At 71.8% G+C, this 24,522-nt stretch carries 24 protein-coding genes; 16 read left to right on the top strand and 8 right to left on the bottom strand.

The genetic code is table 11. The features are described 5' to 3' along the window. Positions 1-12 precede the first annotated feature (12 nt). A complete protein-coding gene (locus tag ACYVIP_RS08460; protein WP_460393846.1) occupies positions 13-1,239 on the bottom strand; it encodes a helix-turn-helix domain-containing protein in 1,227 nt (408 codons plus the stop codon). A 259-nt stretch (positions 1,240-1,498) separates the two neighbouring features. Between ACYVIP_RS08460 and ACYVIP_RS08455 the strand changes: the two genes are divergently transcribed. From ACYVIP_RS08455 to ACYVIP_RS08420, 8 genes are all read left to right on the top strand, one after another. Further along, positions 1,499-2,248, top strand: a complete 750-nt coding sequence (locus ACYVIP_RS08455) for a hypothetical protein (RefSeq protein WP_460393844.1) — start codon at positions 1,499-1,501, stop codon at positions 2,246-2,248. 31 nt (positions 2,249-2,279) lie between these two features. Further along, on the top strand, positions 2,280-3,857 hold the full coding sequence (locus ACYVIP_RS08450; protein ID WP_460393842.1) for a DNA polymerase Y family protein: 1,578 nt from the start codon (positions 2,280-2,282) through the stop codon (positions 3,855-3,857). Further along, positions 3,857-4,057: a hypothetical protein gene (locus tag ACYVIP_RS08445; protein ID WP_460393840.1), complete on the top strand. Its 201-nt coding sequence runs from the start codon at positions 3,857-3,859 to the stop codon at positions 4,055-4,057. Before ACYVIP_RS08450 ends, ACYVIP_RS08445 begins: the two co-directional genes overlap by 1 nt. Further along, positions 4,057-7,386 (top strand): error-prone DNA polymerase, encoded by a 3,330-nt coding sequence (locus ACYVIP_RS08440; RefSeq protein ID WP_460393838.1) that lies wholly within the window; start codon positions 4,057-4,059, stop codon positions 7,384-7,386. Before ACYVIP_RS08445 ends, ACYVIP_RS08440 begins: the two co-directional genes overlap by 1 nt. A 62-nt stretch (positions 7,387-7,448) precedes the next feature. Further along, on the top strand, positions 7,449-8,039 hold the full coding sequence (locus ACYVIP_RS08435; RefSeq protein ID WP_460393836.1) for an RNA polymerase sigma factor: 591 nt from the start codon (positions 7,449-7,451) through the stop codon (positions 8,037-8,039). Beyond that, complete coding sequence (locus tag ACYVIP_RS08430) at positions 8,036-8,794, top strand: hypothetical protein (RefSeq protein WP_460393834.1); 759 nt, start codon at positions 8,036-8,038, stop codon at positions 8,792-8,794. Before ACYVIP_RS08435 ends, ACYVIP_RS08430 begins: the two co-directional genes overlap by 4 nt. Positions 8,795-8,854: 60 nt before the next feature. Beyond that, positions 8,855-9,274 (top strand): universal stress protein, encoded by a 420-nt coding sequence (locus tag ACYVIP_RS08425; protein ID WP_460393832.1) that lies wholly within the window; start codon positions 8,855-8,857, stop codon positions 9,272-9,274. 11 nt (positions 9,275-9,285) lie between these two features. Continuing rightward, entirely contained in the window at positions 9,286-9,873 is a 588-nt protein-coding gene (locus ACYVIP_RS08420; protein WP_460393830.1) for a pentapeptide repeat-containing protein, read from the top strand. Positions 9,874-9,883: 10 nt separating this feature from the next. On the opposite strand, the gene ACYVIP_RS08415 is transcribed toward ACYVIP_RS08420, so the two are convergent. Continuing rightward, a complete protein-coding gene (locus ACYVIP_RS08415) occupies positions 9,884-13,024 on the bottom strand; it encodes a TNT domain-containing protein (RefSeq protein ID WP_460393828.1) in 3,141 nt (1,046 codons plus the stop codon). Between the two features lie 97 nt (positions 13,025-13,121). Here ACYVIP_RS08415 and ACYVIP_RS08410 point away from each other — a divergent pair, with 97 nt between their 5' ends. The 5 genes from ACYVIP_RS08410 to ACYVIP_RS08390 all read left to right on the top strand — a co-directional run bounded on the left by ACYVIP_RS08410 (position 13,122) and on the right by ACYVIP_RS08390 (position 16,882). Continuing rightward, complete coding sequence (locus ACYVIP_RS08410) at positions 13,122-14,090, top strand: DMT family transporter (RefSeq protein ID WP_460393826.1); 969 nt, start codon at positions 13,122-13,124, stop codon at positions 14,088-14,090. Positions 14,091-14,095: 5 nt separating this feature from the next. Then, positions 14,096-14,947, top strand: coding sequence for a bifunctional methylenetetrahydrofolate dehydrogenase/methenyltetrahydrofolate cyclohydrolase (locus ACYVIP_RS08405; protein ID WP_460393824.1), 852 nt, complete (start codon positions 14,096-14,098; stop codon positions 14,945-14,947). Continuing rightward, positions 14,944-15,225, top strand: coding sequence for a DUF3017 domain-containing protein (locus ACYVIP_RS08400; protein ID WP_460393822.1), 282 nt, complete (start codon positions 14,944-14,946; stop codon positions 15,223-15,225). Before ACYVIP_RS08405 ends, ACYVIP_RS08400 begins: the two co-directional genes overlap by 4 nt. Positions 15,226-15,335: 110 nt before the next feature. Next, a complete protein-coding gene (locus ACYVIP_RS08395; RefSeq protein ID WP_460393820.1) occupies positions 15,336-16,319 on the top strand; it encodes a malate dehydrogenase in 984 nt (327 codons plus the stop codon). 161 nt (positions 16,320-16,480) lie between these two features. Continuing rightward, complete coding sequence (locus ACYVIP_RS08390; protein WP_460393818.1) at positions 16,481-16,882, top strand: SsgA family sporulation/cell division regulator; 402 nt, start codon at positions 16,481-16,483, stop codon at positions 16,880-16,882. A gap of 64 nt (positions 16,883-16,946) precedes the next feature. On the opposite strand, the gene ACYVIP_RS08385 is transcribed toward ACYVIP_RS08390, so the two are convergent. After that, positions 16,947-17,129, bottom strand: coding sequence for a DUF1918 domain-containing protein (locus ACYVIP_RS08385; protein ID WP_460393816.1), 183 nt, complete (start codon positions 17,127-17,129; stop codon positions 16,947-16,949). Positions 17,130-17,177: 48 nt separating this feature from the next. Between ACYVIP_RS08385 and ACYVIP_RS08380 the strand changes: the two genes are divergently transcribed. Both ACYVIP_RS08380 and ACYVIP_RS08375 read left to right on the top strand, forming a co-directional pair. Then, positions 17,178-17,825, top strand: coding sequence for a spermidine synthase (locus ACYVIP_RS08380; protein WP_460393814.1), 648 nt, complete (start codon positions 17,178-17,180; stop codon positions 17,823-17,825). A gap of 294 nt (positions 17,826-18,119) precedes the next feature. Continuing rightward, complete coding sequence (locus ACYVIP_RS08375) at positions 18,120-18,977, top strand: SAM-dependent methyltransferase (RefSeq protein ID WP_460393812.1); 858 nt, start codon at positions 18,120-18,122, stop codon at positions 18,975-18,977. Between the two features lie 29 nt (positions 18,978-19,006). Here ACYVIP_RS08375 and ACYVIP_RS08370 read toward each other — a convergent pair whose 3' ends face one another. The 5 genes from ACYVIP_RS08370 to ACYVIP_RS08350 all read right to left on the bottom strand — a co-directional run bounded on the left by ACYVIP_RS08370 (position 19,007) and on the right by ACYVIP_RS08350 (position 23,644). After that, positions 19,007-19,594 (bottom strand): GTP-binding protein, encoded by a 588-nt coding sequence (locus ACYVIP_RS08370; protein WP_460393810.1) that lies wholly within the window; start codon positions 19,592-19,594, stop codon positions 19,007-19,009. Beyond that, on the bottom strand, positions 19,575-19,946 hold the full coding sequence (locus ACYVIP_RS08365) for a DUF742 domain-containing protein (RefSeq protein ID WP_460393808.1): 372 nt from the start codon (positions 19,944-19,946) through the stop codon (positions 19,575-19,577). Before ACYVIP_RS08365 ends, ACYVIP_RS08370 begins: the two co-directional genes overlap by 20 nt. Next, complete coding sequence (locus ACYVIP_RS08360) at positions 19,943-20,356, bottom strand: roadblock/LC7 domain-containing protein (protein WP_460393806.1); 414 nt, start codon at positions 20,354-20,356, stop codon at positions 19,943-19,945. Before ACYVIP_RS08360 ends, ACYVIP_RS08365 begins: the two co-directional genes overlap by 4 nt. Continuing rightward, on the bottom strand, positions 20,334-22,889 hold the full coding sequence (locus ACYVIP_RS08355) for a sensor histidine kinase (protein ID WP_460393804.1): 2,556 nt from the start codon (positions 22,887-22,889) through the stop codon (positions 20,334-20,336). Before ACYVIP_RS08355 ends, ACYVIP_RS08360 begins: the two co-directional genes overlap by 23 nt. Positions 22,890-23,068: 179 nt before the next feature. Beyond that, positions 23,069-23,644 carry an HhH-GPD-type base excision DNA repair protein gene (locus ACYVIP_RS08350; protein WP_460393802.1) on the bottom strand — a complete coding sequence of 192 codons (576 nt, stop codon included), beginning with the start codon at positions 23,642-23,644 and terminating at the stop codon, positions 23,069-23,071. Positions 23,645-23,906: 262 nt separating this feature from the next. On the opposite strand from ACYVIP_RS08350, the gene ACYVIP_RS08345 reads away from it, so the two are divergent. Beyond that, positions 23,907-24,470 carry a GNAT family N-acetyltransferase gene (locus ACYVIP_RS08345; RefSeq protein ID WP_460393800.1) on the top strand — a complete coding sequence of 188 codons (564 nt, stop codon included), beginning with the start codon at positions 23,907-23,909 and terminating at the stop codon, positions 24,468-24,470. The last annotated feature ends 52 nt before the right edge of the window (positions 24,471-24,522 follow it).

Genomic DNA, 24,522 nt, shown 5'->3' with positions numbered 1-24,522 from the left:
GTGCGGACCGGTCTACCGGCGTTCCCGAGGCGCGGGCACCACCGGCGCGATCCGGCCGGCCGGTGCCGCGCGCAACACCAACTCCAGTTCGAACCGCTGCGTCGGATCGTGCAGCAGGTCGCCGAAGGACACCTCCAGCTGGCGCATGCGGTACCGCACGGTCTGCGGGTGCACCGCGAGCTGCCCGGCCATGTCCGGCACGCTGCCCCTGGTGTCCAGCCAGGCCCGCAACGTCTCCAGCGTGCGCTCCCGCTGTTTGACCGTGAGCCCGGCCAGCGGCGCCATCAGCCGGTCCCGCAACGTGTCCAGCAGCAGGTCGTCGGAGTGCACGAGCACCGTCGACAGGTGGTGCTCGCACCGGATGACCTGGCCGTCGGCGATGACGCCCTGCTGGGCCAGGGTCAGCGCCTTGCGCGCCCAGCGCAGCGCGTAGACCACGGTGTCCAGCCGCACACACGGGCCGACCGAGAGCCGGCAGCCCGGCAGGCCGGCGCGGATGGTGGCCAGCCGGCCGTCGGTGACCGCGCCGGGCACCAGCAGCCGGGGTTCGATGCCGTCGAGGTCGGCGAGCACATCGTTGTCCAGCGTGGGTTTGCGTTGGTTGTGCCCGGTTCCTGGCAGGGCGTGCACCGCGATCGGGGTCGCCCGCTCCGGCACCGTCCAGCCGATCAGCTGGGCCAGTTCGGCGATCGCGGCCGGTGGCGCGGACGGGGTCTGCAGGACCATGCCGAGCAGCCGTCGCCGCCAGGTCTCCAGCGCGCCGGCGGAGGTGGCCTTGGCTTCCAGGTAGCCGTCGAGCGCGACGGAGGCGAGCTTGTCCATGTACGCGAACACCGCGTCGGCGAGCTGGGACATGACCGAGGAGGACAGCCCGTTGCGCTTGCCGACGCGCATCATCCGCCGCCAGGACACCCGGGCGCCGACGCGGTAGGCGGCCTGCAGGTCGTCGAGGGAGCGGCCCTCGCGCATCTCGTTCTGGCCGAGCTTGTGGTGCACGTCGTAGCACTTCTGCGCGGACGTGTCCGGGTTGGCGATCTGTTCGATGAACAGGCTGGTGGCGTGCTGGACCCCGGCCCGGATGGACTTGCCGTACGGGCCGTCGAGTGGGCGTGCGTACGCGGGGATCTTCGCCCGGATCTCGTCCACGATCTCGGTGGCGAGGCTCGCCAGCTCCGGCCGGAGGATGTCAGCGAGCCTCCTGGGTAAGGCCCCGCCGTCGAGGCGGTACTCGACCGTCATGCACACACTCCTCGTGCCACCGCGCGACGTCGGGGGGTGGCATCCTGCCTATCGGCTCGTCGAGCCAAAATGTGACACCTGAACGCAACAAACTGACGAAACCGTTGTTTGGTTGCTTGTTAACTGAAGAAGTTGTCACCAGGTGACAATCTTTCAGGGCGCTCGACCCCTGGCTCGCGACCGTGCTACTATCGAACAGGCGTTCGAGAACTGTGCTGCCTCCCCGTGGCACGTGCGGAGTCGTGGGGAGGCGTTGCGGATGCCGGCGTTGTTGGGTGCATCGCTGGCCACTTCCAGTGCGGTGGGGGTGGCCAGCGACCTGACGTCGGCGCCGTCCGGCCGGGTCCGAATGCTACCGGTGCATCCTGACCTCGCGGCGTTGTTTCCGTGGGGCGGGTTGCGCCGGGGTAGCACGGTGGCGGTGCGCGGCTCGACCTCGGTGCTGCTGGCGTTGCTGGCCGCGGCGACGGCGGGCGACTCCTGGGCGGGTGTCGTCGGGCTGCCGGACGTCGGTGTGGTCGCGGCCGCCGAGCTTGGGGTGGCGGTCGACCGGTTGGCGCTGGTTCGTCATCCCGGCGCGGACGCCTCGGTCGTGGTCGCCGCCCTGCTCGACGGGGTGGATCTGGTGGTCACCGCGCGCGGCCGGCTGACCGAGGCGCAGGCCCGCCGGCTCTCCGCCCGTGCGCGTCATCGAGGTGCCGTCCTGCTGACCCCGGACCCCTGGCCGGCGGTCGATGTGGAGCTGCGCTGCGCGGAGGTCCAGTGGTCGGGCATCGGCGACGGCCATGGCTACCTGGCCCGGCGCGCGGCGGCCGTCCGGTCCCAGGGGCGCGGGGCCGCCGCCCGGCCCACTCTGGTCGAACTCCAGCTTCCCGGCCCCGGCGGCGGCATCGCGCCCCCGTCGGCGGGGCCGGGAAACCCGCCCGCTGTCCTCGACGGCGCGCACCCCGGGTCACCTGCGGTTTCCGCGGGTGGACCGCCGCTCACCCTGGCCGCGAAGCCCGGTTGACACCTCGTCAAATCGAACGTAGGTTCGAATCATGAACAGCGTCGGCACCCCACACCGAACGCTCGTCGTGTGGTGTCCCGACTGGCCGGTCACCGCCGCGAGCGCGGCCACCGCCCACCCGTCGGCACGCCCGGTGGCAGTGGTCACCGGCACCGTCGTCGTCGCCGCCAACGCGTTGGCCAGGACGGAGGGCGTCCGCCGGGGCATGCGGCGGCGCGAGGCCCAGGGCCGCTGCCCGGAGCTGGTCGTCCTGCCAGACGACCCCGACCGGGACGCCCGGTTGTTCGAACCGGTGGCCGCTGCGGTCGAGGAGCTCGCGGTCGGCGTCGAGATCATCCGTCCCGGTGTGGTCGCCGTGCCGGCGCGGGGCCCCGCCGGCTACTTCGGGAGCGAGGAGGCCGCCGCGGAGCGCCTGATCGACCGGGTGGCCACCCGCACCGGCGCGGAGTGCCAGGTCGGCATCGCCGACGGCCTGTTCGCCGCCGTCCTCGCCGCCCACCGCGGCCTGGTCATCGCCCCCGGCGCCACCCCGGAGTTCCTCGCCCCGCTGAACATCCGCGAGCTGCACCGCCCGGCCGAGGCCCAGGACCGGGCCGACCTGGTCGACCTGCTGCGCCGCCTCGGGCTGCGCACGTTCGGCGCGTTCGCCGAGGTCCCCGAGCGCGACGTGGCCGGTCGCTTCGGCGCCGACGCCGTGCTGGCCCACCGCCTGGCCGCCGGCCGGCAGGAGCGCCCGCCCGCGCGTCGTCGCCCACCCCCGGACCTGACCGTCACCGAGGCCCTCGACCCACCGGTCGACCGGGTCGACGCGGCCGCGTTCGTCGCCAGGAGCCTGGCCGACCGCCTGCACACCGCCCTGGCCGCCACCGGCCTCGCCTGCACCCGCCTCGGCATCCACGCCGCCACCGCCGCCGGCGAGGAACGCGAACGGGTCTGGCGCTGCGCCGAGCCGCTGACCCCCGCCGGCATCGCCGACCGGGTCCGTTGGCAACTCGACGGCTGGCTGCGCACCGCCCGCCTCTCGGCCGGCGTCACCACCCTGACCCTGACCCCGGTGGAGGTCATCGACGGCACCACCCTCCAACTCGACCTGTGGCGCGGCGAGGGCCGGGCGCGGGCCGACGAACGGGCCGCCCGCGCCATGGTCCACGTCCAGGGCCTGCTCGGGCCGGCAGCGGTGGTCACCCCGGTGCTCGGCGGCGGTCGCGACCCGCACGAGCGGGTCCGCTACGTCCCCTGGGGCGACGAGCGCGTGACCACCAGCCAGGACAGCGCCCCGTGGCCCGGCGTGCTGCCGCCGCCCTCCCCGGCCACCGTGCCGCGAAGACCCCTGCCCGCCACGCTGACCGACCACACCGGCCACCCGGTCTCGGTCACCGCGCGCGACGAGCTGACCACCCGCCCGGCCAGGCTCACCCTGCCCGGCCGCCGGCCACGACAGGTCCGTGCCTGGGCCGGACCGTGGTCGGCCGACGCGCGCTGGTGGACCACCCCCGGCCGGCGCAGCCGTCTCCAGCTCCTGCTCGACGAGTCCGAAGAGGACTCCCAGACCGCGCTGCTGCTCGTCCTGGCCGACGAGAAGTGGACCGTAGAAGGGATCTACGACTGATGTCTCGCGACCCGATGGCCTGCCGCGAATGCCGCACCCCGGACGGCAGCTGCCGCCAGTTCGTCATCGGCCACCCCGACCCGGTGTGCGTCGCCGGCTATCCCCACCCCCGGCGCCGGCCGGCCAACCCCGAGCTGTTCGCCCTCGACCTGCTGATCCCCGCCCCGCGCCGGTCGCCGGAGGACGTCCGGACCCGCTGATGGGCTGGAACAACCCACCCGTCAGCTGGGCGGAGCTGGAGCGCGTGCTCTCCGGCCGGCCGCCGCCGGGCCGGGAGGCCGTCCACGGCGACGGCGGCGACAGTCCGGCGTGGACCAGACGCCGGGAGCGCTACACCGCCCCGGCGGGCGGCGGCGTCCCCGAACCGACCGACCTGGCCGGCGGCGACACCCGCGCCCCCTACGCCGAACTGCACTGCCACTCCAACTTCAGCTTCCTCGACGGCGCGAGCCACCCGGAGGAGCTCGTCGAGGCCGCCGCCCTGCTCGGCCTCGACGCGCTCGCTATCACCGACCACGACGGCATGTACGGCGTGGTCCGGTTCGCAGAGGCGGCCAGGGAGCTCGGCGTGCGCACGGTGTTCGGTGCGGAGCTCTCGCTCGGGCTTTCCCAGCCACAGAACGGAAACGCCGACCCGGAAGGCGAGCACCTGCTGCTGCTGGCCAGGGGCACCGACGGCTACGCCAAGCTCTGCCGCGCGATCACCACCGGCCAGCTCGCCGACACCAGCGAGAAGGGCCGCCCGGTGTACGACCTCGCCGAGGTCGCCGCGCAGACCAGGGACGAGTGCGTCGTGCTCACCGGCTGCCGCAAGGGCGCGGTGCGCACGGCACTGCTGCGCGCCGGTCCGGCGGCGGCGTTCGACCAGCTGCGCCTGCTCGTCGAGCTGTTCGGCCACGACCACGTGCACGTCGAGCTGATCGACCACGGCCTGCCGCTGGACACCACGCACAACGACCTGCTCGCCGCGATGGCCGCCGAGCTGGCGCTGCCGGTCGTGGCCACCAACGCCGTGCACTACGCCCAGCCCAACCGCGGCGACCTGGCCGCCGCCATGGCCGCGGTGCGCGCCCGCCGCTCGCTCGATGAGCTGGACGGCTGGCTGCCGCCCGCGCCGACCGCCCACCTGCGCTCCGGCGCGGAGATGGCCCGCCGGTTCGCCCGCTACCCCGGCGCGGTGCACCGCGCCGCGATGCTCGGCCTCGAGCTGGCGTTCGACCTGCAGTGGGTGGCCCCCGAGCTGCCGCTGTTCGACCTGCCCGGCCACACCGAGATCAGCTACCTGCGGGAGAAGACCTACGCCGGGGCCCGCGAACGGTACGGCACCGAGTCCGACAGCCCGGCCGCCTACGCCCAGCTCGCGCACGAGCTGGGCGTCATCGCCGAACTCGGCTTCCCCGGCTACTTCCTGATCGTCGCCGACATCGTCGACTTCTGCCGGCGCAACGGGATCTACTGCCAGGGCAGGGGATCGGCGGCGAACTCGGCGGTCTGCTACGCGCTGGGCATCACCAGGGTGGACGCGGTCAAGTGGCAGCTGTTGTTCGAGCGCTTCCTCGCCCCGGCGCGCGACGGCCCGCCGGACATCGACCTGGACATCGAGTCCGACCGCCGCGAGGAGGTCATCCAGTACGTCTACGACCGCTACGACCGCCGGCACGCCGCACAGGTCGCCAACGTCGTCTCCTACCGGGCGAAGTCCGCGGTCCGCGACATGGCGCGGGCGCTTGGCTACTCACCCGGCCAGCAGGACGCGTGGAGCAAGCAGATCGACCGCTGGGGACCGTTGAAGTCCACAGTGGACGATCGGGATCACGACGTGCCGGTGCAGGTGCTCGAGCTGGCCGGGCAGCTGGAGGAGTTCCCGCGCCATCTCGGCATCCACTCCGGCGGCATGGTGATCTGCGACCGGCCGGTGAGCGAGGTGTGCCCGGTTGAGCGGGCCAGGATGGCCAACCGCACCGTGCTGCAGTGGGACAAGGACGACTGCGCCGCGGCCGGGCTGGTGAAGTTCGACCTGCTCGGCCTCGGCATGCTCTCCGCGCTGCGGTACATGGTCGAGCTGGTCGCCGAACACCACCGGGTCGCGGTGAACATCGACGACCTCGACCTGGCCGACGAGCGGGTCTACCAGATGCTGCAACGGGCCGACTCGGTCGGTGTGTTCCAAGTGGAGAGTCGGGCGCAGATGGCCACGCTGCCCCGGCTGCGCCCGGAGGAGTTCTACGACCTGGTGGTCGAGGTCGCGCTGATCCGCCCCGGCCCGATCCAGGGCGGCTCGGTGCACCCCTACATCCGCCGGCGCAACGGGCAGGAGCCGGTCACCTACGACCATCCGTTGCTGGCCAGGGCGTTGGCCAAGACCAAGGGCGTGCCGCTGTTCCAGGAACAGCTGATGCAGATGGCGGTCGACGTCGCCGACTTCACCCCCGCCGAGGCCGACGAACTGCGCCGCGCGATGGGCGCCAAGCGGTCCACCCAGCGGATGGAGCGGCTGCGCGAACGGTTCTACGACGGCGCGGCCGGGCACGGCATCGGCCCCGAGCTGGCCGGGCGGATCTACGAGAAGCTGATGGCGTTCGCCAACTTCGGCTTCCCGGAGAGCCACGCGCTGAGCTTCGCCTACCTGGTCTTCGCCAGCGCGTGGTTCAAGCTCTACTACCCGGCCGCGTTCTGCGCGGCGTTGCTGCGCGCCCAGCCGATGGGCTTCTACTCACCACAGTCGCTGGTCGCCGACGCGCGCCGGCACGGCGTGACCGTGCTCGGCCCGGACGTGAACGCGAGCCTGGCCACCGCGACGCTGGAGAAACCCGCCGGGGCGGGCGATCCGGTCGTCCGGCTCGGACTCGGCACGGTCCGCACCATCGGCGACGCCGTCGCCGAGCGGCTGGTCGCCGAGCGCGCCGAACACGGCGGCTACCGGGACATGGCCGACGTGGCCAGGCGGGTCGGCTGCACCAGGGCGCAACTGGAGGCGTTGTCGACGGCCGGTGCGTTCGACTGCTTCGGCCTCGACCGGCGCGCGGCGCTGTGGGCCGCGGGCGCGGTGGCCGGCGAGCGCCCGGACCGGTTGCCGGGCACCACGGTCGGCGCGCACGCCCCGGCGTTGCCCGGGATGAGCTCGCTGGAGCTCGCGGTCGCCGACGTGTGGGCGACCGGGCTGTCGCCGAACACGTTCCCCACCGAGTTCCTCCGCGCCCGGCTCGACGAGCTCGGCGTCGTCCCGGCCGCTCAACTGTCCACAGTGGACAGCGGGACCCGGGTGCTCGTCGGCGGCGCGGTGACCCACCGGCAACGACCGGCGACCGCGGGCGGGGTGACGTTCCTGAACCTCGAGGACGAGACCGGCATGATCAACGTGATCTGCTCGCGCGGCCTGTGGTCGCGCTACAGCCGGATCGCGCGGAACTCCTCGGCGCTGCTCGTGCGCGGCATGCTGGAACGCGCGGAGGGGGTGATCAGCCTGCTCGCCGACCAGCTGGAGCCGTTGGACCTGAGGATCCCCGCCAAGTCACGGGACTTCCGCTGATACGGGCATAACGTTCCTGGCGCGGTAGGCAACACTTGCGGTCGTGGTGGGCACTACCTGACATGACGATCGAAAACCGGACGGACCGGGAGCTGTGGGACGACGCCCGCGGCGGCGACGGCGGGGCCTTCGGCCTGCTGTTCGACCGCCACGGCCGCGCCGTCTACAACCACTGCTTCCGGCTCGTCGGGTCCTGGGGAGCGGCGGAGGACCTGACGCAAGCCGTGTTCCTCCTGGCCTGGCGTAAACGGGCGCGGGTACGGCTGACCAACGACTCGGCACTGCCGTGGCTGCTCAGCGTGGCCACCAACGTGGTCCGCTCCCACAACCGCTCGATGACCAGATGGCTGCGCATCGCCCGGCGACTGCCTGGCGAGAACGTGCCCGACCACGCCGACGAGGTCGTCGGCCGCGTCGACGACGAGCGGCGCATGGTCGAACTGCTGGCGGCGGTGCGAGAACTGCCGCGCAACCAGCAGGAAGCACTCGGCCTGTGCGTGTGGTCCGGCGTGTCCTACGCCGAAGCCGCCGCGGTGCTGGGGATCGCGGAGGTCAGCGTGCGGGCGCGGGTCAGCAAGGCCCGCGCCCGGCTGCGCGACCTGCTCACACCGCCCGTCGTCGCGCTCACTGTCTCGGAGGAGGCTCCCCGATGAACACCACACTGCCGCCGGCTCGCGACCTGCCGCCGCACCGGCATGCCCGAATCCGCGCCACCCTTGTCCACGCCGCGAGTGAACCGCGGACACGTCGGTGGAAGGCACCGGCGTTCAGCGTGGCGACGGCAGTCGTCGCCGTCGGCCTGGTCATGTGGCTCGTCCCGCTCGGTGACGACGACGGGCGAGCCGCCGGGCAGGCCACGACCAGCGCGGCCGCGAGCCCGAACGTCGACGAATCGACCGTGCGGCGGGTCCGGTTCTCCAAGGAGGATGTCCCCGTACTCGTCCAGAGCTGCGTGGACAGCGCGGGCGTCGAGGGCACCTTCGAGCTGAAGCTCGCGTTCGCCGACGCGGCCGGCCAGCTCGCCGTGCTCTACGGCGGCGACAAGTTGATCGCCTGCGAGTTCGGCGACCCAGCCGGCGGGTACCGATCTACCTTCACCGTCCTTGGCGGGTACCAGCCGCCGATCTCCATGGACCTCAACCTCGTCACCACCGTCGAGGGCAGCCCCGATCGCATGGGCTACCAGGTCGCCATCGGCCGCGTCGATCCCGCCACGGTCGCTCGGGTCACCCTGACCCAGGGAGACGTGACCATCGACGCGGTGCTTGTTGACGGTGTCTACGCCGCCCGCATCGTCCGCCCGGTCGACTGGTGGCTCACGGGTGACAATCCGCCGCCGGTGGTCGATGCGTACAACGCCGAGGGCGACCTGGTGGGCAGCGCGTCCGCGCCGGGTGCCGGCGGCTGAGTATCCGAGCCGATCGGCAGGAGCGTCGTTGTTGCCGCACAACGGTTCTAAGATGTGGGAATGCCCGCCTTCGAGATCGGCAAGGATGGCCTCGCGGTCATCGTGGTCGGGATCGATGGCGGCGACCGGGCCCACCACGCCGCGGCCTGGGCCACCGGCCTCGCCCGGCGCGAGCGAGCGAGGCTGGTGCTCGTCTACGTCGAGCCGTTGACCAGTCCGGCGTACTGGTCGCCCTTCGGCATGGCCACCGCGGCCGAGGCCGCCGCCGAACTCGTCCACGAGTTACGCCAGAACCTGGCGCGGTACCTGGACACCTCCGGTGTCCACTGGGAACTGGTGCACTACCGGGGCGACCCGGCGCAGGGCCTGGAGACCATCGCCGAGGACCGCCGCGCGGACTGCATCGTCGTCGGCCGGGGCGCCGACGTCCCGAGGGCGTTGGTCAACGAGGCTCGTCGCCCGGTCGTGGTCGTTCCCTAGAGTTGCTCACCATGGAACGCGACGAGAACTACCGGGACGCGGTCCTGGTCGGCGAACGCTGGACGGATCGGCACTTCGTGCACTGCACGTTCGTTGAAGCCGACCTGAGCCGGCTGGTCACCAGTGGCTGCGTCTTCGAGGACTGCGACTTCACCCGCGCGGACCTCGGCGAGTCCCGGCACACCGCGACCGCGTTCCGCAACTGCCTGTTCCGCCGCGCCACCCTGGCCAACAGCGAGTTCACCGCGTGCAGCCTGGTCGGCACGACGTTCGTCGAGTGCCGGTTCCGGCCGTGGCGGATCACCGACACCGACCTGACCCTGGCCAGCCTCACCGAGGCCGACCTGCGCAAGACCACGCTGGCCGGCCTGCGCCTGCGCGAGACCAACCTGCTCGGCGCCGACCTGCGCGACGCCGACCTGACCGGCGCCGACCTGCGCGGCGCCCGGCTGGCCGACGCCAAGCTGGCCGGCGCCGACCTGCGCGGCGCGCGGCTGGACGCCACCGGCCTGACCAACGCCAAGCTGGCCGGCGCCCGGGTCGATCTGGAGACCGCGGTGGCCTTCGCCGCCGCCCACGGTCTCCGGATCGACAACTAGGGCCGGACGGTCACGCCGGCGGGCGCTCCCGGCCGTTGATCTCCACGATGCGGCCGGTGGCCACCAGGTCGCCGATGGCCTCCGGCAGCAGGTACGCGGTGCCGCCGCCCGGCTGGTCGAACCACGGGATCGCGGTACCGCTCAGCACCTGCACCGGCTCGCGCACCCGGTAGGCGTGGTAGGGCCGTTCCACCCATTCCGGCACCAGCGACCGCTTGTGGAACGGGGTGCCGACCGCGTAGGCCAGGTTCCCGTCGTCCTCGCCGAAGCGGTCGAGTTCGGTGCCCGGTTCCAGCTCCACGAGTCGCTTGCCGCGGAACAGGGTCAGCGGCGGCTCGCCGGGCAACGGGTTGACCGGCCACTCCTGGTTGCCCTGCCCGGCACCGGCATTCGCGGCCGCCGGGCGGGCGGGCGCCGCGACCGTGGTCGGGCTGTCGAGCGCGGGCTCGTGCCTGGCCGGGTCGGACCGGAACGAACTGCCCAGCGCCGGCTCGACCCTGGTCGGGTCGAGTGCGACATCCGCCCGGCTCGCCCGCCGCGCCGGCTCGAAGCCAGGGTCGGCTCGACGTGAGCCGAAGCCCTCGGCGAGGGCGGCTTCGAAGCTGGGTTCGGGGTGTCGTTCCGCGCGGGCTGGTTCGGCGCGGCGGGACTCGAACGGCGGCTCGGATCGCGTCGGTTCGAAGACCGGCTCGCCGTGCCTGGTGTCGAAGTCCTGCTCGGCGTGCGCCGGCTCGGCCCGACGCGGTTCGAAGTCCGGCTCCGCACGGGTCGGTTCGGCGTGCCGGGTGTCGAAGTCCTGCTCGGCATGTGCCGACTCGGTGTGCCGGGTGTCGAAGCCCCGCTCCGCACGCGCTGGCTCGGCCGAGCGCGCGTCGAACGACTCGACCGCGCGCGCCGGGTCGAAGGCCGGGTCGGCTCGACGCGAGCCGAAGCCCTCGGCGAGGGCGGCTTCGAAGCTGGGTTCGGGGTGTCGTTCCGCGCGGGCTGGTTCGGCGCGGCGGGACTCGAACGGCGGCTCGGATCGCGTCGGTTCGAAGACCGGCTCGCCGTGCCTGGTGTCGAAGTCCTGCTCCGCGTTCGCCGACTCGGCGTGGCGGGTGTCGAAGCCCTGTTCGGCGCGTGCCGAATCATGGCGCCGGGGCTCGAACGTCGACTCGGACTGTCGCGGATCGAACGGCGCATCGGACCGCGCCTGGTCGAAGCCCGACTCCGGCCGTCCCTGGTCGAATCCCGCCTCGGGGTGCCGATGGTCGAAACCGGACTCTGGTCGTCCCTGGTCGAAGCCCGATTCCGGGTGTCGGGAGTCGAAACTCGGCTCTGGCCGCCCGTGGTCGAAACCGGGCTCTGGGCGCCCGTGGTCGAAGCCCGCCTCGGCGCGCCGGGAGTCGGGACTGGGTTCTGGCCGTCCCTGGTCGAAGCCTGGCTCGGGGTGCCGGGAGTCGAAGCGCGGCTCCTGGCGACCCGACTCGAACGCAGGCTCCGGTCGGCCGGACTCGAAACCCTCCAGCCGCCCCGGGTCGAAACCCGACTCGGGACGCCCGGACTCGTCCGGACGGGTGGCCGGCTCGAAGATCGAACCGGCACGGTCGGACCGCGACGGGTAGGGCGAGTTCCCCGGATCGAACGGCGAGTCCGGCCGCGAGCCGTTGGTCCGCGACCCGTTGAACGACGGCTCGGCCGGCGGGCTGAACCTGGTCCGCTCGTCCCCGCGATCGAAGTCGAACGCCGCCCTCGGCGAGTCCGGCCGGCCAGGCGGCTTGGCGATCACCGTCGGCGGCGCGAACGCCTCCGCCGGGTCGTTCGACAGTGCGAAGTCGGCCGGCTCGTCGGCCGGCGGCGGCACCGGCGCCGGCGGCACCGGCAGCCCCGGCGGCCGCGCCCCGTGTCCAGGCCCGTGACCAGGCCCATGGCCGGGACCGGGACCCGATTGCCACCGGTCGGCGTCGAGCAGCAGCTTGCCGAGCAGGAACGCCGACGCGTCGGCGACATCCTCGAACATCGCGGGCGCGACGAACTCGCGGTCGAACCACCCGACCCGCCAGCCGTCCTCGGTCTGGTCCATGGTCCACGCCCGGCCGGCAGGCGGGCCGATCCGGTACGCGGTCAGCGGGATCCCCAGCTCGTCCAGCCGCGACCGCAGCGCGTCCACCGTCCGCCCCGGCGGACCGCTCGACGGCAACGCGGCCGGCGGCGGCGAACCCGCCGTCGCCAGTGGGTTCGCCGGCGCCGGCAGTTGCAGCGCCCTGGTCGGGGCCGGTCCTGGCGGTGGCTTCCTCGGCGGACCACCGGGTCCACCATGGCCACCGGGGCCGGGGCCGGGGCCGGCGGACGGGCCGGGACCAGCCGCGGGGCCGAGGAAGGCCGCCGCGGCCGCGCGGGTCGCGTCGTCCACCATCGGCGGCCGGAAACCCGACCGCACCACGTGCTCGACCAGATCCGGCTCCGGCGGCACATCGTGCTCACGCAGGTAGTAGTTCACCGCGGCCGGCCAGATCCACGTCCCGTCGGTGTGGAAGGCGACCGGCACCGCCGGGCGGCCCTCCTGGTCGAACCGGTCGATGTCGAACCCCCGCGCCGGCCCGACGACCGGCGCGTTGTCCAGGTACTTCAGCAGGTCGGCGAAGTCGTCCGGGTCGACCGGCGGCCGGTTGACCGTCGGGCGGCCACCGTCGACCGGCGGGCCGTCGAAGATCCGTGCCACCCGGAAGCGCGGCGGCGGCGCCGAGGCCAGCCGCCGGCGCAGCCACGCCGGCACGTTGTCCTCGGTCCTCGGGAACAGCCGCATGTCGTCCGGGTAGGCCTGCGGGGGCGGCGGGTTGTCCCACCGCGGCTCCTCGCGGTCGTACTCCAGGTTGTAGCTGGACGGATGATCGAGGCGGTACCTGGCGTTGAACCAGGTGCCGCGCCCCTCCCGATACATTCCGCCGCGCAGCCGGGCGAACAGCCCCTGCAGGTCGGTCGGCATCGTCCACTGGTCCGACGCGCCGTCCGCGAAGACGACCTGTGCGGTCGACTCGGCATAGCGGCCGACAGCCCGGTAGTCGACGTTCAGTTGCTCCCAGTCATCGGGCGCCACCCGCAACATCGCCAGCCCGATCTGTTTGACCAGGGCGTCCTGCTCGGTCGGGGTTAGCTGGGTCGGTTGTGCCACGCTCACATCTTCCCTCGTAGATTCCGCGGCGGCTCGGCAAGCTCCCTTACCGGGCCGCCAAAAACCACGGCGAACCCGTGGCCGAGGATGTACACACGTGATCTCCTCACCACATCATCCCCCCGCCCGGGTACGGGTGGCGGGCACCGCTCTCGCCGCGGGCGGCGGGGTGGCACTCGCCGTTCAGGGCCGCGTCAACGGCCAGCTCGGTCACCTTATGAACGACGGCGTGTTCGCCGCCCTTTTCTCGTTCGGCATCGGCGCCGTCCTGCTGGTCGTGGCCGTCGCCGTGACGCCGTCCGCGCGTGCCGGTCTGCGCCGGCTTCGATCCAGCGTACGTGGTGGCCGCCTCCGCCTTTGGCAGTGCCTTGGCGGCGCCTGTGGTGCTTGGTTGGTCACCACACAGGGACTTACCGTGTCAATTCTTGGCGTGGCCGTGTTCACCGTGACCGCGGTCGCCGGACAGGTGGTGGCCAGCCTGTGGGTCGACCGCCAGGGCATCGGCCCGTCCGCCGCGCAGCCGGTGACCCCGGCCCGCGCGGCCGGCGCGGGCGTCGCGATCGTCGCGGTGATCGTCGCGGTGTCCGACCGTGGCGCGACCGACCAGCCAGGCGGGCTGTGGTGGGCGCTGCTCCCGGCGGTGGCCGGGCTCGGCCTCGCCTGGCAGCTGGCGATGAACGGGCTGGTCCGCGTCGAGTCCGCCAACGTCATCGTGCCGACGCTGGTCAACTTCGCCGTCGGCGCGCTGGTGCTGACCGTCGCCACCGCGGTCGACCTGCTCATCCGCGGGCTGCCCGCGCCGCCACCCGGTGACTGGTGGCTCTACACCGGCGGCCCGCTGGGCATCATCGCCGTGCTCACCGCGGTGACCGCGGTGCGCTACACCGGCGTGCTGGTGCTCGGCCTCGGCTCGGTCACCGGTCAACTCGTCGGCGCGGTGCTGCTCGACGCGACCGTGCCCGCGGCCGGTGGCCTGTCGGTGACCAGCGCGATCGGCGCCGGGCTGACGATGGTGGCGGTCGCGATCGTGGCCCTGCGCCCCGGCGTTGGCGGAGTGAGAGGATGACGCCCGTGACCGCGACGATCCTGGACGGCAAGGCCACCCGCGACGCCATCTTCGACGACCTGCGCACCCGGGTGGCCGCCCTCGCCGCCCGCGGGGTGGTGCCCGGCCTCGGCACGGTGCTGGTCGGCGAGGACCCCGGCTCACACTCCTACGTCCGCGGCAAGCACCGCGCGTGCGAGAAGGTCGGCATCACCTCCATCCGCCGTGACCTGCCGGCCGACATCACCCAGGCCCAGCTGCACGAGGTCATCGACGAGCTCAACGCCGACCCGGCCTGCACCGGCTACCTGATCCAGCTGCCCCTGCCCGGCCACCTCGACGCCGGCGCCGCCCTGGAGCGGGTCGACCCGGCCAAGGACTCCGACGGCCTGCACCCCACCAACCTGGGCAGGCTCGTGCTCGGCGAGGCCGGCCCGCTGCCGTGCACCCCGACCGGCATCCTCGAGCTGCTCAACCGCTACGACGTGCCGATCGCCGGCGCGCGGGCCACGATCGTCGGCCGCGGCGTGACCGTCGGCCGCCCGCTCGGCCTGCTGCTGACCCGCCGCAGCGAGAACGCCACCGTGACCCTCTGCCACACCGGCACCAAGGACCTGGCCGCCGAGGTGCGCCGGGCCGACATCGTGGTGGCCGCCGCCGGCAACCCGGCACTGATCACCGCGGACATGGTCAAGCCGGGGGCGGCGGTGCTGGACGTCGGCATCACCAGGACCGACCAGGGTCTGGTCGGCGATGTTCACCCGAACGTGTCTGAGGTGGCCGGTCATCTCGCGCCGATGCCGGGCGGGGTCGGCCCGATGACCATCGCCATGCTGCTGACCAACACCGTGTTGGCCGCGGAGCGGAGCAGCGGGTGACCTCGCCGCACCGCCGCCGCCACCCCGTCCTCGCGCACCTGCCGTTCGGCCTGGTGATGGCCGTGGTGGCGCTCGGGCTGGCGCGGATCATGCTCTACCACTGGCGCGAGGGCACCGTGCTGATGGGCGCCGCGCTGGTGCTGGCGGCCGGCCTGCGGGTGCTGCTGTCCGACGAGCAGGCCGGGCTGATCGTGATCCGCAGCCGGGGCATCGACGCGCTGACCTACACGATCTTCGGCGTCTGCATGATGGCGGTCGCGCTCACCATCGACAACTGAGTCATCGACGAGGGAAACCCGGTGTGACGGTGCGCTCCCACCAGGGCCGCGACCAGTAGCCGCTTGCTAGCCTCCTGGCACCGCATTCACGTCCATCGGGAAGGATCGCTGTGGCAAGCAAGGCTGCCGTCAAGGTCACCGTCACCGGTGCCGCCGGCCAGATCGGTTACGCACTGCTGTTCCGCATCGCCTCCGGGCAGCTCCTCGGGCCGGACACGCCCGTGCGGCTGTCGCTGCTGGAGATCCCGCAGGCACTCAAGGCCGCCGAGGGCACCGCGATGGAGCTCGACGACTGCGCCTTCCCGCTGCTGGCCGGCATCGACATCACCGACGACGCCAAGCACGCGTTCGACGGGGTGAACGTGGCCCTGCTCGTCGGCGCCCGCCCGCGGACCAAGGGCATGGAGCGCGGCGACCTGCTCGAGGCCAACGGGGGCATCTTCAAGCCGCAGGGCGAGGCGATCAACGCCGGCGCCTCGGCCGACGTGCGCGTGCTCGTGGTCGGCAACCCGGCGAACACGAACGCGTTGATCGCCAGGTCACACGCGCCGGACGTGCCGGCGGAGCGGTTCACCGCGATGACCCGCCTCGACCACAACCGCGCGCTCTCCCAGGTCGCCGGCAAGCTCGGCGTCTCGGTGTCGGAGATCGCGAAGCTGACGATCTGGGGCAACCACTCGGCCACCCAGTACCCGGACCTGTTCCACGCCGAGGTCGGCGGCCGCCCGGCGGTCGAGGCGGTCAACGACGACGCGTGGCTGCGCGACACGTTCATCCCGACCGTGGCCAAGCGGGGTGCCGCGATCATCGAGGCCAGGGGCGCCTCGTCGGCCGCGTCGGCGGCGAACGCGGCTGTCGACCACGTGTACGACTGGGTGCACGGCGCCGACTGGACGTCGATGGCGGTGGCCTCGGACGGTTCCTACGGCGTGCCGGAGGGCCTGATCTCGTCGTTCCCGGTGCGGTGCGCCGATGGTGAGTGGGAGATCATCCAGGGTCTGGAGATCGACGACTTCTCCCGGGAGCGGATCGACGCGTCGGTCGCCGAGCTGGCCGAGGAGCGCGACGCGGTGCGTGGTCTGGGTCTCATCTGAAAGAGGCCGTTTCTCGCGCACCGGAGTCGGCCGAGACCGGTGCGTGGCCAAGGAGCCACCAGATAGCGTGAAATTTCGTCAACCACGCATCACGAGCTGTCCACCTGGTCATCTCACCCTTGACCGACCCGCGACGGCGGATCGAAGGAGGAGGGCCAGAGATGACTACCGACGCAGTGCACGCAGAACTCGTGTCGTTGTACGCCGGCTCCACGCCGGTACGTTCGCGCTGGTCCTACCGAGCCGACCAGCCGTTCACGGTGGTGGCCGCGTTCCAGACCGACCGCAACCGCTGGGTGGAGTGGGTGTTCTCCCGTGATCTGCTGGTCGAGGGCCTGTCGGCCGCGGCCGGCATGGGGGACGTCCGCCTGCACCCGTTGACCGATCGCGGCCTGGAGATGCTGGTCGTGGAGATCGAGTCACCGGAGGGCTACGCGCTGCTGGAACTCGACCATGACGGCGTGGCCGACTTCCTGGCGGCGACCGCGTCGATCGTCCCGCTCGGTGAGGAGTCCGCGCACTTCGACATCGACGGGCTGATCGACGAGATCACCAAGGTCTGACCCGCGAACCAACGAACGGCGCCTTCCGGAATCGCCCGGAAGGCGCCGTTCACGTTGCGTGACCTCAGGCCTGCTCGACGACGCAGTCCGGGCCGGGGAAAACGAGGGTCTCGCGACCGTCGGGGAAGCGGACGAGGTAGGGCGGAGCGCCCTGGTTGCCTCGGACTTCGACGATCTCGCCCAGTTGGTCCGGGTTTCCGACATGGCGACCGTGGACATGGAGTCGGTCGCCTACTTGGGCTTGCATAGGACCACCTCCGTGCGCCCAGGGTAGCGCTCCATAGGCTGTCCGGTGATGAGCGAAGATCCTGTCGTGCTCGATCGGGTGACCGGCGAGTGCGGTGAACTGGTGCTGCGGCGGGCCGGCGAGCATTTCGAGATCATCGCCAACGGCGTCTTTCTGATGGACACCCGCAACGGCGAGTCCGAGCGGTTGATGGTGGCCGCCGCCGCGGCGCGGATGCCGGCCGGAGCCTCGATGCTGGTCGGCGGGCTCGGGGTCGGGTTCTCGCTGCGGGCCGCGCTCGACGAGCCGAGGGTCGGCGAGGTCGTGGTGGTCGAGCGGGAGCGCGCGGTGATCGACTGGAACCGGGGGCCGCTGGCCGGCCGGCACGGCGACGCGCTCGCCGACCCGATGGTCCGGTGTGTCGCGGCCGACCTGCTCGCCTGGTTGCCGGCGTGCGGTAGTCGGTTCGGCGCGATCTGTCTGGACATCGACAATGGTCCTGAGTGGACAGTCACGGCCGGGAACATCGCGCTGTACCGGGAACCGTGGCTGTCGCGGTTGGCCGATGCGCTGGTGCCGGGCGGGGTGCTCGCGGTGTGGAGTGCCGGGGAGAGCCCGGCGTTCGTCGCGCGACTGGCCGAACGGTTCGCCTCGGTCGAGACGGTCGCGGTACCCGTGCCACGCGGCGACCCAGACCTGATCTTCCTAGCCAACTAGCCCGCCTCCCCGAGCTTTAAGGTGCTGGTTGCCTTGGGGTGGATGTGCTGATTGGGTACGTACTTGTGGCTGAGTTGCGTCACGTTCCCCTTAGGTGCGGTTGCGGAAACCTTGGGTTGGGTTGACGGTCTTGCTGGACCGAATGGGTGATTCTTGCTGGTTTTCTGAGGGAATTGTTGGCGGGTTTCGCTGACTTTCTGTGGCTGCATGTGCAGATGCACTGGTGGCGGGCGGGCGGGCGTCACTAGGCTGGCGGGAACCACCACTGCAGTTCGTCGGGTTGCGAGGTAAGCGATGTCCGAGGCCGGTTCCCAGTACGCGGCGCCGAGTTCTGTCCCCGTCGGGGTCGACGCGACCAGGGCGAGCATCGCCAGGGTGTACGACGCGGCGTTGGGGGGCAAGGACAACTACGAGATCGACCGTGAGGTGCTGGCGCAGGTTCGGCGGGTGGCGCCGGAGGTGAACGACCTGGCGTGGTCGAACCGGAACTTCCTCACCAGGGCGGTCCGTTTTCTCGCCGACCAGGGCGCGATCCGGCAGTTCATCGACTGCGGCTCCGGGCTGCCGACCGCGGAGAACACCCACCAGATCGCCCAGCGGGTGGCGCCGGACGCGCGTGTGGTCTACGTGGACAACGACCCGGTGGTGATCGCGCACGGCCAGGCACTGCTGACCGAGAACGACTACACGCATTTCGTCTCGGCGGATATCTTCCGGCCGGCGGAGGTGCTCAACCACGAGCTCGTGCGCAAATACATCGACTTCACCAAGCCGGTCGGGTTGTTGCAGGTGGGCACGCTGCACCATTACACGGACGACGACGGCGGCGACCTGATGCGGGAATACGTCGACGGCCTGCCGGCGGGCAGTTTCGTGGCGATCTCGCATTTCTTCGACCCGGAGACCCCCGAGCACAGCGCGCTGGCCAGGAAGATGGAGGAGGTCTTCGTACACAGCCCGATGGGCTCGGGCATGTTCCGCACCCGCGCCCAGCTGGCGGAGTTCCTGCCCGGCCTCGAGTTGGTGCCGCCCGCGCCCGGCAAGCCGGCGGGCTGGGAGCTCAGCGACCTGTGGTGGCCGGACGGCCCCAAGCTGCGCCCCCTCAACCAGGTCGAACAGTGCAGCGCGGCCGCGGTGGCCCGCAAACCCTGACCGCGGCCGGGTTTCCTCAGCGGGTTTCCTCAGTGGGCGCCGGCGAGCCGGGACTCGGCCAGCACGTACTGCATCATCGTGATCAGCACCTGCTTGGTCGACTCCCGGTCGCGGGCGTCGCAGAGCAGCACCGGCACCCGCTGGTCGAGGTCCAGCGCCGCGCGGACCTCCTCGACGGTGTAGTCGTAGGCGTCGGCGAAGCAGTTGACCGCCACGATGAACGGCACCCCCCGGCCCTCGAAGAAGTCGACCGCCGGGAAGCAGCTGTCCAACCGTCGGGTGTCGGCCAGCACGACCGCGCCGAGCGCGCCCTTGGCCAGCTCGTCCCACATGAACCAGAACCGGTTCTGCCCCGGGGTGCCGAACAGGTAGAGGATCAGCTGCGGGTTGATCGTGATCCGGCCGAAGTCCAGCGCCACCGTCGTCGTGTGCTTGCGCTCCACGCCGGCCAGGTCGTCCACGCCCGCGGACGCCTCGGTGATCAGCTCCTCGGTGCGCAACGGCGCGATCTCGCTGACCGACCCGACCATCGTGGTCTTGCCGACCCCGAACCCGCCCGCGACGACGATCTTCACCGCCGTCGCGGTGACGTTGCGTTCAGAGCTTCCGGATGCCATCGAGAACCGCCTGGAGTACTTGTGGGCTGGGGGTTTCCGCCTGCTGGCCGGCCGACCGGTAGATCACCAGGTTCTGCGTGATCAGGTCACTGAGCAGCACCTTCACCACTTGCAACGGCAGGTTGACGTGCGCGGCGACCTCGACCACCGAGATCGGCTGCTGGCAGACCCGCAGGATGCGCACCGACTCCGGCTCCAGATGGCCCGCCGGCTCGCGCACCGCGACCACGAGCGTGATCAGGTCAAGGCCGATCGTGTCCGCCCTGGTCCGCCCGCCGGTGACGGCGTAGGGCCGGACCAGCGGGCCGGCCGCGTCGTCGAACCACGCCTCCTGGTCCTGGTGCGCGGTCATGGCACCGGTCGGACCGCTGGCTCGCGCGGCTTGGCGGTGAGCACCGCGCCGACTCGCTTGACCATGAGGTTCATCTCGTAGGCGATCATCCCGATGTCCACCGACTCGTCGGCCAGCAGCGCGAGGCAGGCGCCCTGCCCGGCGGCGGTGACGAACAGGAACGCGTGGTCCATCTCGACCAGCGTCTGGCGCACCTCGCCGCCGCCGAAGTGCCGGCCGGTGCCCCTGGCCAGGCTCTGGAAGGCCGAGGCCACCGCCGAGAGGTGCTCGGCGTCGGCGTCATCGAGGCCGGACGACTTGCCGATGAGCAACCCGTCGGAGGAGAGCACGACCGCCCGGTCGGCTCCGGTCACCCGCTTGACCAGCTCGTCGAGCAACCAGTCCAGCTCATTCAGCGCGGTGCTGGCCATGGCGCACTCCGTTCCCGTTCGTCTCGTCGAAACCAGGCTGCTCGCGGGCCCGCCGCGTGCCGTGCACGAACGCGGAGAGCCGGCTGCGGGCCGCGTCCGGGGTGTCGTCGGCGGCCTCGCGCTCTGGCCAGGTCGGTTCCTGGTCCGGCTCCTCCCGCAGTTGCGGCGCGAGGTTCTGCTGGCGCCGCCGTTGCGGCAGCGGCGGCCTGCCGTTCGCAGGCGTCCCGTTCGGTGCCTGCCCGGTCTGCTCGCTGGCGGCCCGCGCACCGGTCTCGTGGTCTGCTCGCGTGCCGTTCGTCTGCCCGGTCTCGCTGGTCGCGCTGGTTCCGTTCGGCGCCCGCCGCTGCCCGCCGGCTGACCCGGTCCCGTTCGGTGCCCGCCCTGCCTCGGTGGCCGAGGACGGTGCTGGCGGTGCCGGCGGTCGGGGACTCGGCGCCGGCTGCTCGTCGATCGGGCGCTGTGGGCGGAACAGGTTCTCTCCCGGCGCGGCCTGGACCACCGGGAACTCCGGCAGCGTCTGGCGGAACGAGGACAGCACGGGCGGGCCTGCCGGTGGCGCCGGCAGGTACTCGGTCGGCTGGTCGGCCGGAGCGGGCTGACTGGCCGGGGCCGGCTGGTCGTCGGCCGGCACGTCGGTCAGCAGTTCGGTGCGGACCAGCACGATCGCCCGGGTGCCGCCGTAGGCCGACTCGCGCAGGGTGACCGAGATCCCGTGCCGCCCGGCCAGCCTGGCCACCACGAACAGGCCGAGACGCGGTTCGTCGGACAGCGCCATGATGCCGAAGTCGGGCGGGCTGTGGAGCATCTCGTTGAACGCGTCCGCCGCCTCGCCCGCCATGCCGACGCCCTGGTCCTCGATCTCCAGCACGACACCCCGGCCGACGACGTTGCCCCGCACGTCCACCCGCGAGTCCGGCGGGGAGAACGAGGACGCGTTGTCGAGCAGCTCGGCCAGCAGGTGCACCAGGTCACCGACGACCGGCCCGTTCACCGCGACCGGCGGCAGCTTGGCGATCTTGACCCGGGCGAAGTCCTCGGTCTCGGCGGCGGCCCCTCTGGCCAGCTCGGTCAGGCTGACCGGGTTGCGCCACCGGCGACCCGGCTGGCCGCCGCCCAGGATGATCAGGTTCTCCGCGTTGCGCCTGGCCCTGGTGGACAGGTGGTCGAGCTGGAAGAGCATCTCCAGCTGCTCGGGATCCTCCTGCCGGCGCTCGGCCTCGTCGAGCACCTTGAGCTGGCGGTGCACGATGACCTGGCTGCGGCGGGCGATGTTGAGGAAGACCGCGTTGGTGCCCTCCCTGGTCCGCGCCTCCTGCACGGCGGCGTTGACGGCGGTGTGCTGGGCCTTGTTGAACGCCTCGGCCACCTCGCCGAGCTCGTCGCGGCCGTGGTCGACCAGCCGCACCGAGTCCTCGACGGTGATCTCCGCGCCGGTGCGCACCTTCCGCACCAGCTGGGGGAGCCTGACGTCGGCGAGGTCGAGGGTCTCGGTACGCAGCCGGGTGAGGCGCATGATGAGCCTGCGGGACAGCCGCAGCGCGAAGACGAACAGGGTCGCGGCCAGCAGCAGCACCACCGCGCCGGCGATGATCGCCTGGGTCAGCGCGGTGTCCAGCCGGTCCACCGCGCTCGCGATGGTGGCCCTGGCCTGGGTGGTGAGCATGGCCATCAGCTCGGCGCCGACGTCGCGGGCCGCGGCCCGCCACAGGTCCTCGCTGATCGGGATCTGGGACCCGCCGCCGAGCAGGGTGTTCTCCACCTCGACCAGCCGCTGCCAGGCCGGGGTCTCCTTGAGCTGGGCGTAGCGCTCCTGTACTGCCGGCTCGGCCAGCGTCATGGTCTTTTCCAGCTGCAGGTGATAGGAGTTGATCAGGCCCTGGTACTGGCGGTAGTTGGCCCGGCTCAGGCCACCGCCGGCGGTGTTCGCCGAGGCCAGCGCGTCGGCCCGGAGCATCTGGTCGACCGAGGTGAGCAGCGGCCCGGTGGTGACGCCGAGCTGGTGCACCGACTCGGCGTCCGGGCCGAACTGGGCCAGGCCCTGGGCGCCGTCGATGAAGCGGTCGATGACGCTGTTGTAGAAGGTGAACGAGTCGTTCACGCTGACCTGGTTGTCGTCCACCCTGGTACGCAGCTGGGGCAGCTGGGTCATCAGCGTGGTGACATCGCCCGCGGCCTGGCGCACCGACTCGGGCGCCACGTCGGACAGCTCGCCGAGCGTGCTGCGGACCGGATCGACCAACCCGTCGGTCTGCTGGCGCTGCTGGAGCAGCGCGGACTGGTACGTGCCGAGGCTGGCGAGGTTACGCAGCGTGAGCCGGCGCTCCTCCTCGAGGGCCATGATCAGTGGGAGCGCGGCCCGTTGGGCGTCGCTGGCGAGGGTGAAATAGTTGCGGGTGCTGGCCGCGTCATAGATCAGATATCCGGCACCGCCGGCCCCGGCGAGCAGGAATACGAAACACGGCACGAGTGCGATCGAGAGCACGCGCGCGCGAATGGACAGCGTCCGGCCACGCCGGATGGAGGTCTTATTCACTCGTTCCCTATCTGGCGTTTCAGCACTGAGTTCCCCCTGTTCACCCTCGGGGGACCCGCCGGAACGCTAAACACACGCGGTCGCCCGAGTCAAACAAGAGTGGGGTTCGTTACCCTGCGCGCGCTGAAACAAACCAACCAGATCAAGAAACGTCTGGTCGCCGATCTTGCTCGGCTAGATCAGTTTTTGGCTGCCTTGGCGGCGGCTTTCATTTCCTTCTTGTATGCCCGCACCTCGAGCAGCGATGCCTGGTCGGTGATGTCGGCTACGGAGCGGTACGTACCCTTCGTCGCGTAGTCGCCCGCCGCCTGCCGCCAGCCGGTCGCGGTGAGTCCGCGCTGCTTGCCGAGCAGCGCGAGAAAGATCTTGGCCTTCGCCTCGCCGAAGCCGGGCAGGCCCTTGAGCCGCTTGAGCACCTCGGCGCCCGTTGGCTTGCCGGCGGTCCAGACCGCCTCGGCGTCGCCGTCGTAGGCGTCGACCAGCCCGTGGCACAGCGCCTGGATCCGCTTGGCCATCGAGCCGGGGAACCGGTGGATCGCCGGCGGCGTTGAGCACAGCGCGACGAACTCGTCCTGGTCGTACTCGGCGATGGTCCGCGCGTCCAGCGACCCGATCCGGTCGTGGATCTTCCTCGGCCCGGCGAACGCGGTCTCGACCGGCACCTGCTGGTCGAGCAACATGCCGATGAGCAGCGCCAGCGGCTCGCGGTCGAGCAGCTCGTTGGCCTCGGAGTCGGTGGTCAACCAGGTCGCCATGCGGTCATCATGGCACGGCCCGCCGGCTACGCCGGGGAGAGTACGTTGCCTGGTGGAACTACCGCTGTCGGCGCATCGCGGAAGTCTCGCCGACGCTGACGACTTTCCGAGCCCGGCCGCTCATCCTGGAAGGCATGAAGCTCCTGACCTTCCTGCTGGTCGGTTCGCTTTCGGTCCGGGCGACCAGGAACGTGCTGGCGCGCAACCGGCGGCAGCGCCGGCTGCAGTACCTGCCGCGCTAGCTCCGGCTACGTTGACGGGTGTGCTCCGACCTGATTACCCGATCGAGACCGTCCGCCTGACCCTGCGTCCCTTCGCCGAGCGCGACCTCGACGCGCTGCACGCGTACCAGAAGCTGCCCGAGGTGGCCCGCTACCTGCTCAACGACCCGCGCGACCTGGCGGCGACCGCCGAGGTGCTCGCCCGCCGCCGCACGGTCACCACGCTGGCGCGCGCCGGGGACATCCTGGTGCTCGCGGTGGTGCTCCGGGAGACCGGCGAGCTGGTCGGCGAGGTCAACCTGGCGTGGCTGTCCGAGAGCGACCGTCAGGGCGAGTTCGGTTTCGTGTTCCACCCGGACCACCACGGCCACGGCTATGCCCGCGAGGCGGCGGTGGAGATGCTGCGGCTGGGCTTCGACGGCCTTGGCCTGCACCGGATCATCGGCAGGTGCGCCGGCTCCAACACCGCCTCGGCGCGGCTGATGGCCAAGCTCGGGCTGCGCCGCGAGGCCCACTTCGTGCAGAACGCGCAGATCAAGGGCGAGTGGGCGGACGAGATCGTGTACGCCATGCTGGCGAAGGAGTGGGCCGACCCCCGACCATGATCAGGGGTCGGGTCAGGGTTTGTGCCGGATGGCGGGAGCGCCGGCGGCTGTT

It is taken from the genome of Actinophytocola sediminis (assembly GCF_054779715.1).
This window is presented reverse-complemented; position numbering and strand designations above follow the sequence as displayed.

Coding starts and splice junctions, on each gene's coding strand:
- ACYVIP_RS08460 (WP_460393846.1), bottom strand. CDS start 1,239: ATGACGGTCGAGTACCGCCTCGACGGCGGGGCCTTACCCAGGAGGCTC.
- ACYVIP_RS08455 (WP_460393844.1), top strand. CDS start 1,499: ATGCCGGCGTTGTTGGGTGCATCGCTGGCCACTTCCAGTGCGGTGGGG.
- ACYVIP_RS08450 (WP_460393842.1), top strand. CDS start 2,280: ATGAACAGCGTCGGCACCCCACACCGAACGCTCGTCGTGTGGTGTCCC.
- ACYVIP_RS08445 (WP_460393840.1), top strand. CDS start 3,857: ATGTCTCGCGACCCGATGGCCTGCCGCGAATGCCGCACCCCGGACGGC.
- ACYVIP_RS08440 (WP_460393838.1), top strand. CDS start 4,057: ATGGGCTGGAACAACCCACCCGTCAGCTGGGCGGAGCTGGAGCGCGTG.
- ACYVIP_RS08435 (WP_460393836.1), top strand. CDS start 7,449: ATGACGATCGAAAACCGGACGGACCGGGAGCTGTGGGACGACGCCCGC.
- ACYVIP_RS08430 (WP_460393834.1), top strand. CDS start 8,036: ATGAACACCACACTGCCGCCGGCTCGCGACCTGCCGCCGCACCGGCAT.
- ACYVIP_RS08425 (WP_460393832.1), top strand. CDS start 8,855: ATGCCCGCCTTCGAGATCGGCAAGGATGGCCTCGCGGTCATCGTGGTC.
- ACYVIP_RS08420 (WP_460393830.1), top strand. CDS start 9,286: ATGGAACGCGACGAGAACTACCGGGACGCGGTCCTGGTCGGCGAACGC.
- ACYVIP_RS08390 (WP_460393818.1), top strand. CDS start 16,481: ATGACTACCGACGCAGTGCACGCAGAACTCGTGTCGTTGTACGCCGGC.
- ACYVIP_RS08385 (WP_460393816.1), bottom strand. CDS start 17,129: ATGCAAGCCCAAGTAGGCGACCGACTCCATGTCCACGGTCGCCATGTC.
- ACYVIP_RS08380 (WP_460393814.1), top strand. CDS start 17,178: ATGAGCGAAGATCCTGTCGTGCTCGATCGGGTGACCGGCGAGTGCGGT.
- ACYVIP_RS08375 (WP_460393812.1), top strand. CDS start 18,120: ATGTCCGAGGCCGGTTCCCAGTACGCGGCGCCGAGTTCTGTCCCCGTC.
- ACYVIP_RS08370 (WP_460393810.1), bottom strand. CDS start 19,594: ATGGCATCCGGAAGCTCTGAACGCAACGTCACCGCGACGGCGGTGAAG.
- ACYVIP_RS08365 (WP_460393808.1), bottom strand. CDS start 19,946: ATGACCGCGCACCAGGACCAGGAGGCGTGGTTCGACGACGCGGCCGGC.
- ACYVIP_RS08360 (WP_460393806.1), bottom strand. CDS start 20,356: ATGGCCAGCACCGCGCTGAATGAGCTGGACTGGTTGCTCGACGAGCTG.
- ACYVIP_RS08350 (WP_460393802.1), bottom strand. CDS start 23,644: ATGGCGACCTGGTTGACCACCGACTCCGAGGCCAACGAGCTGCTCGAC.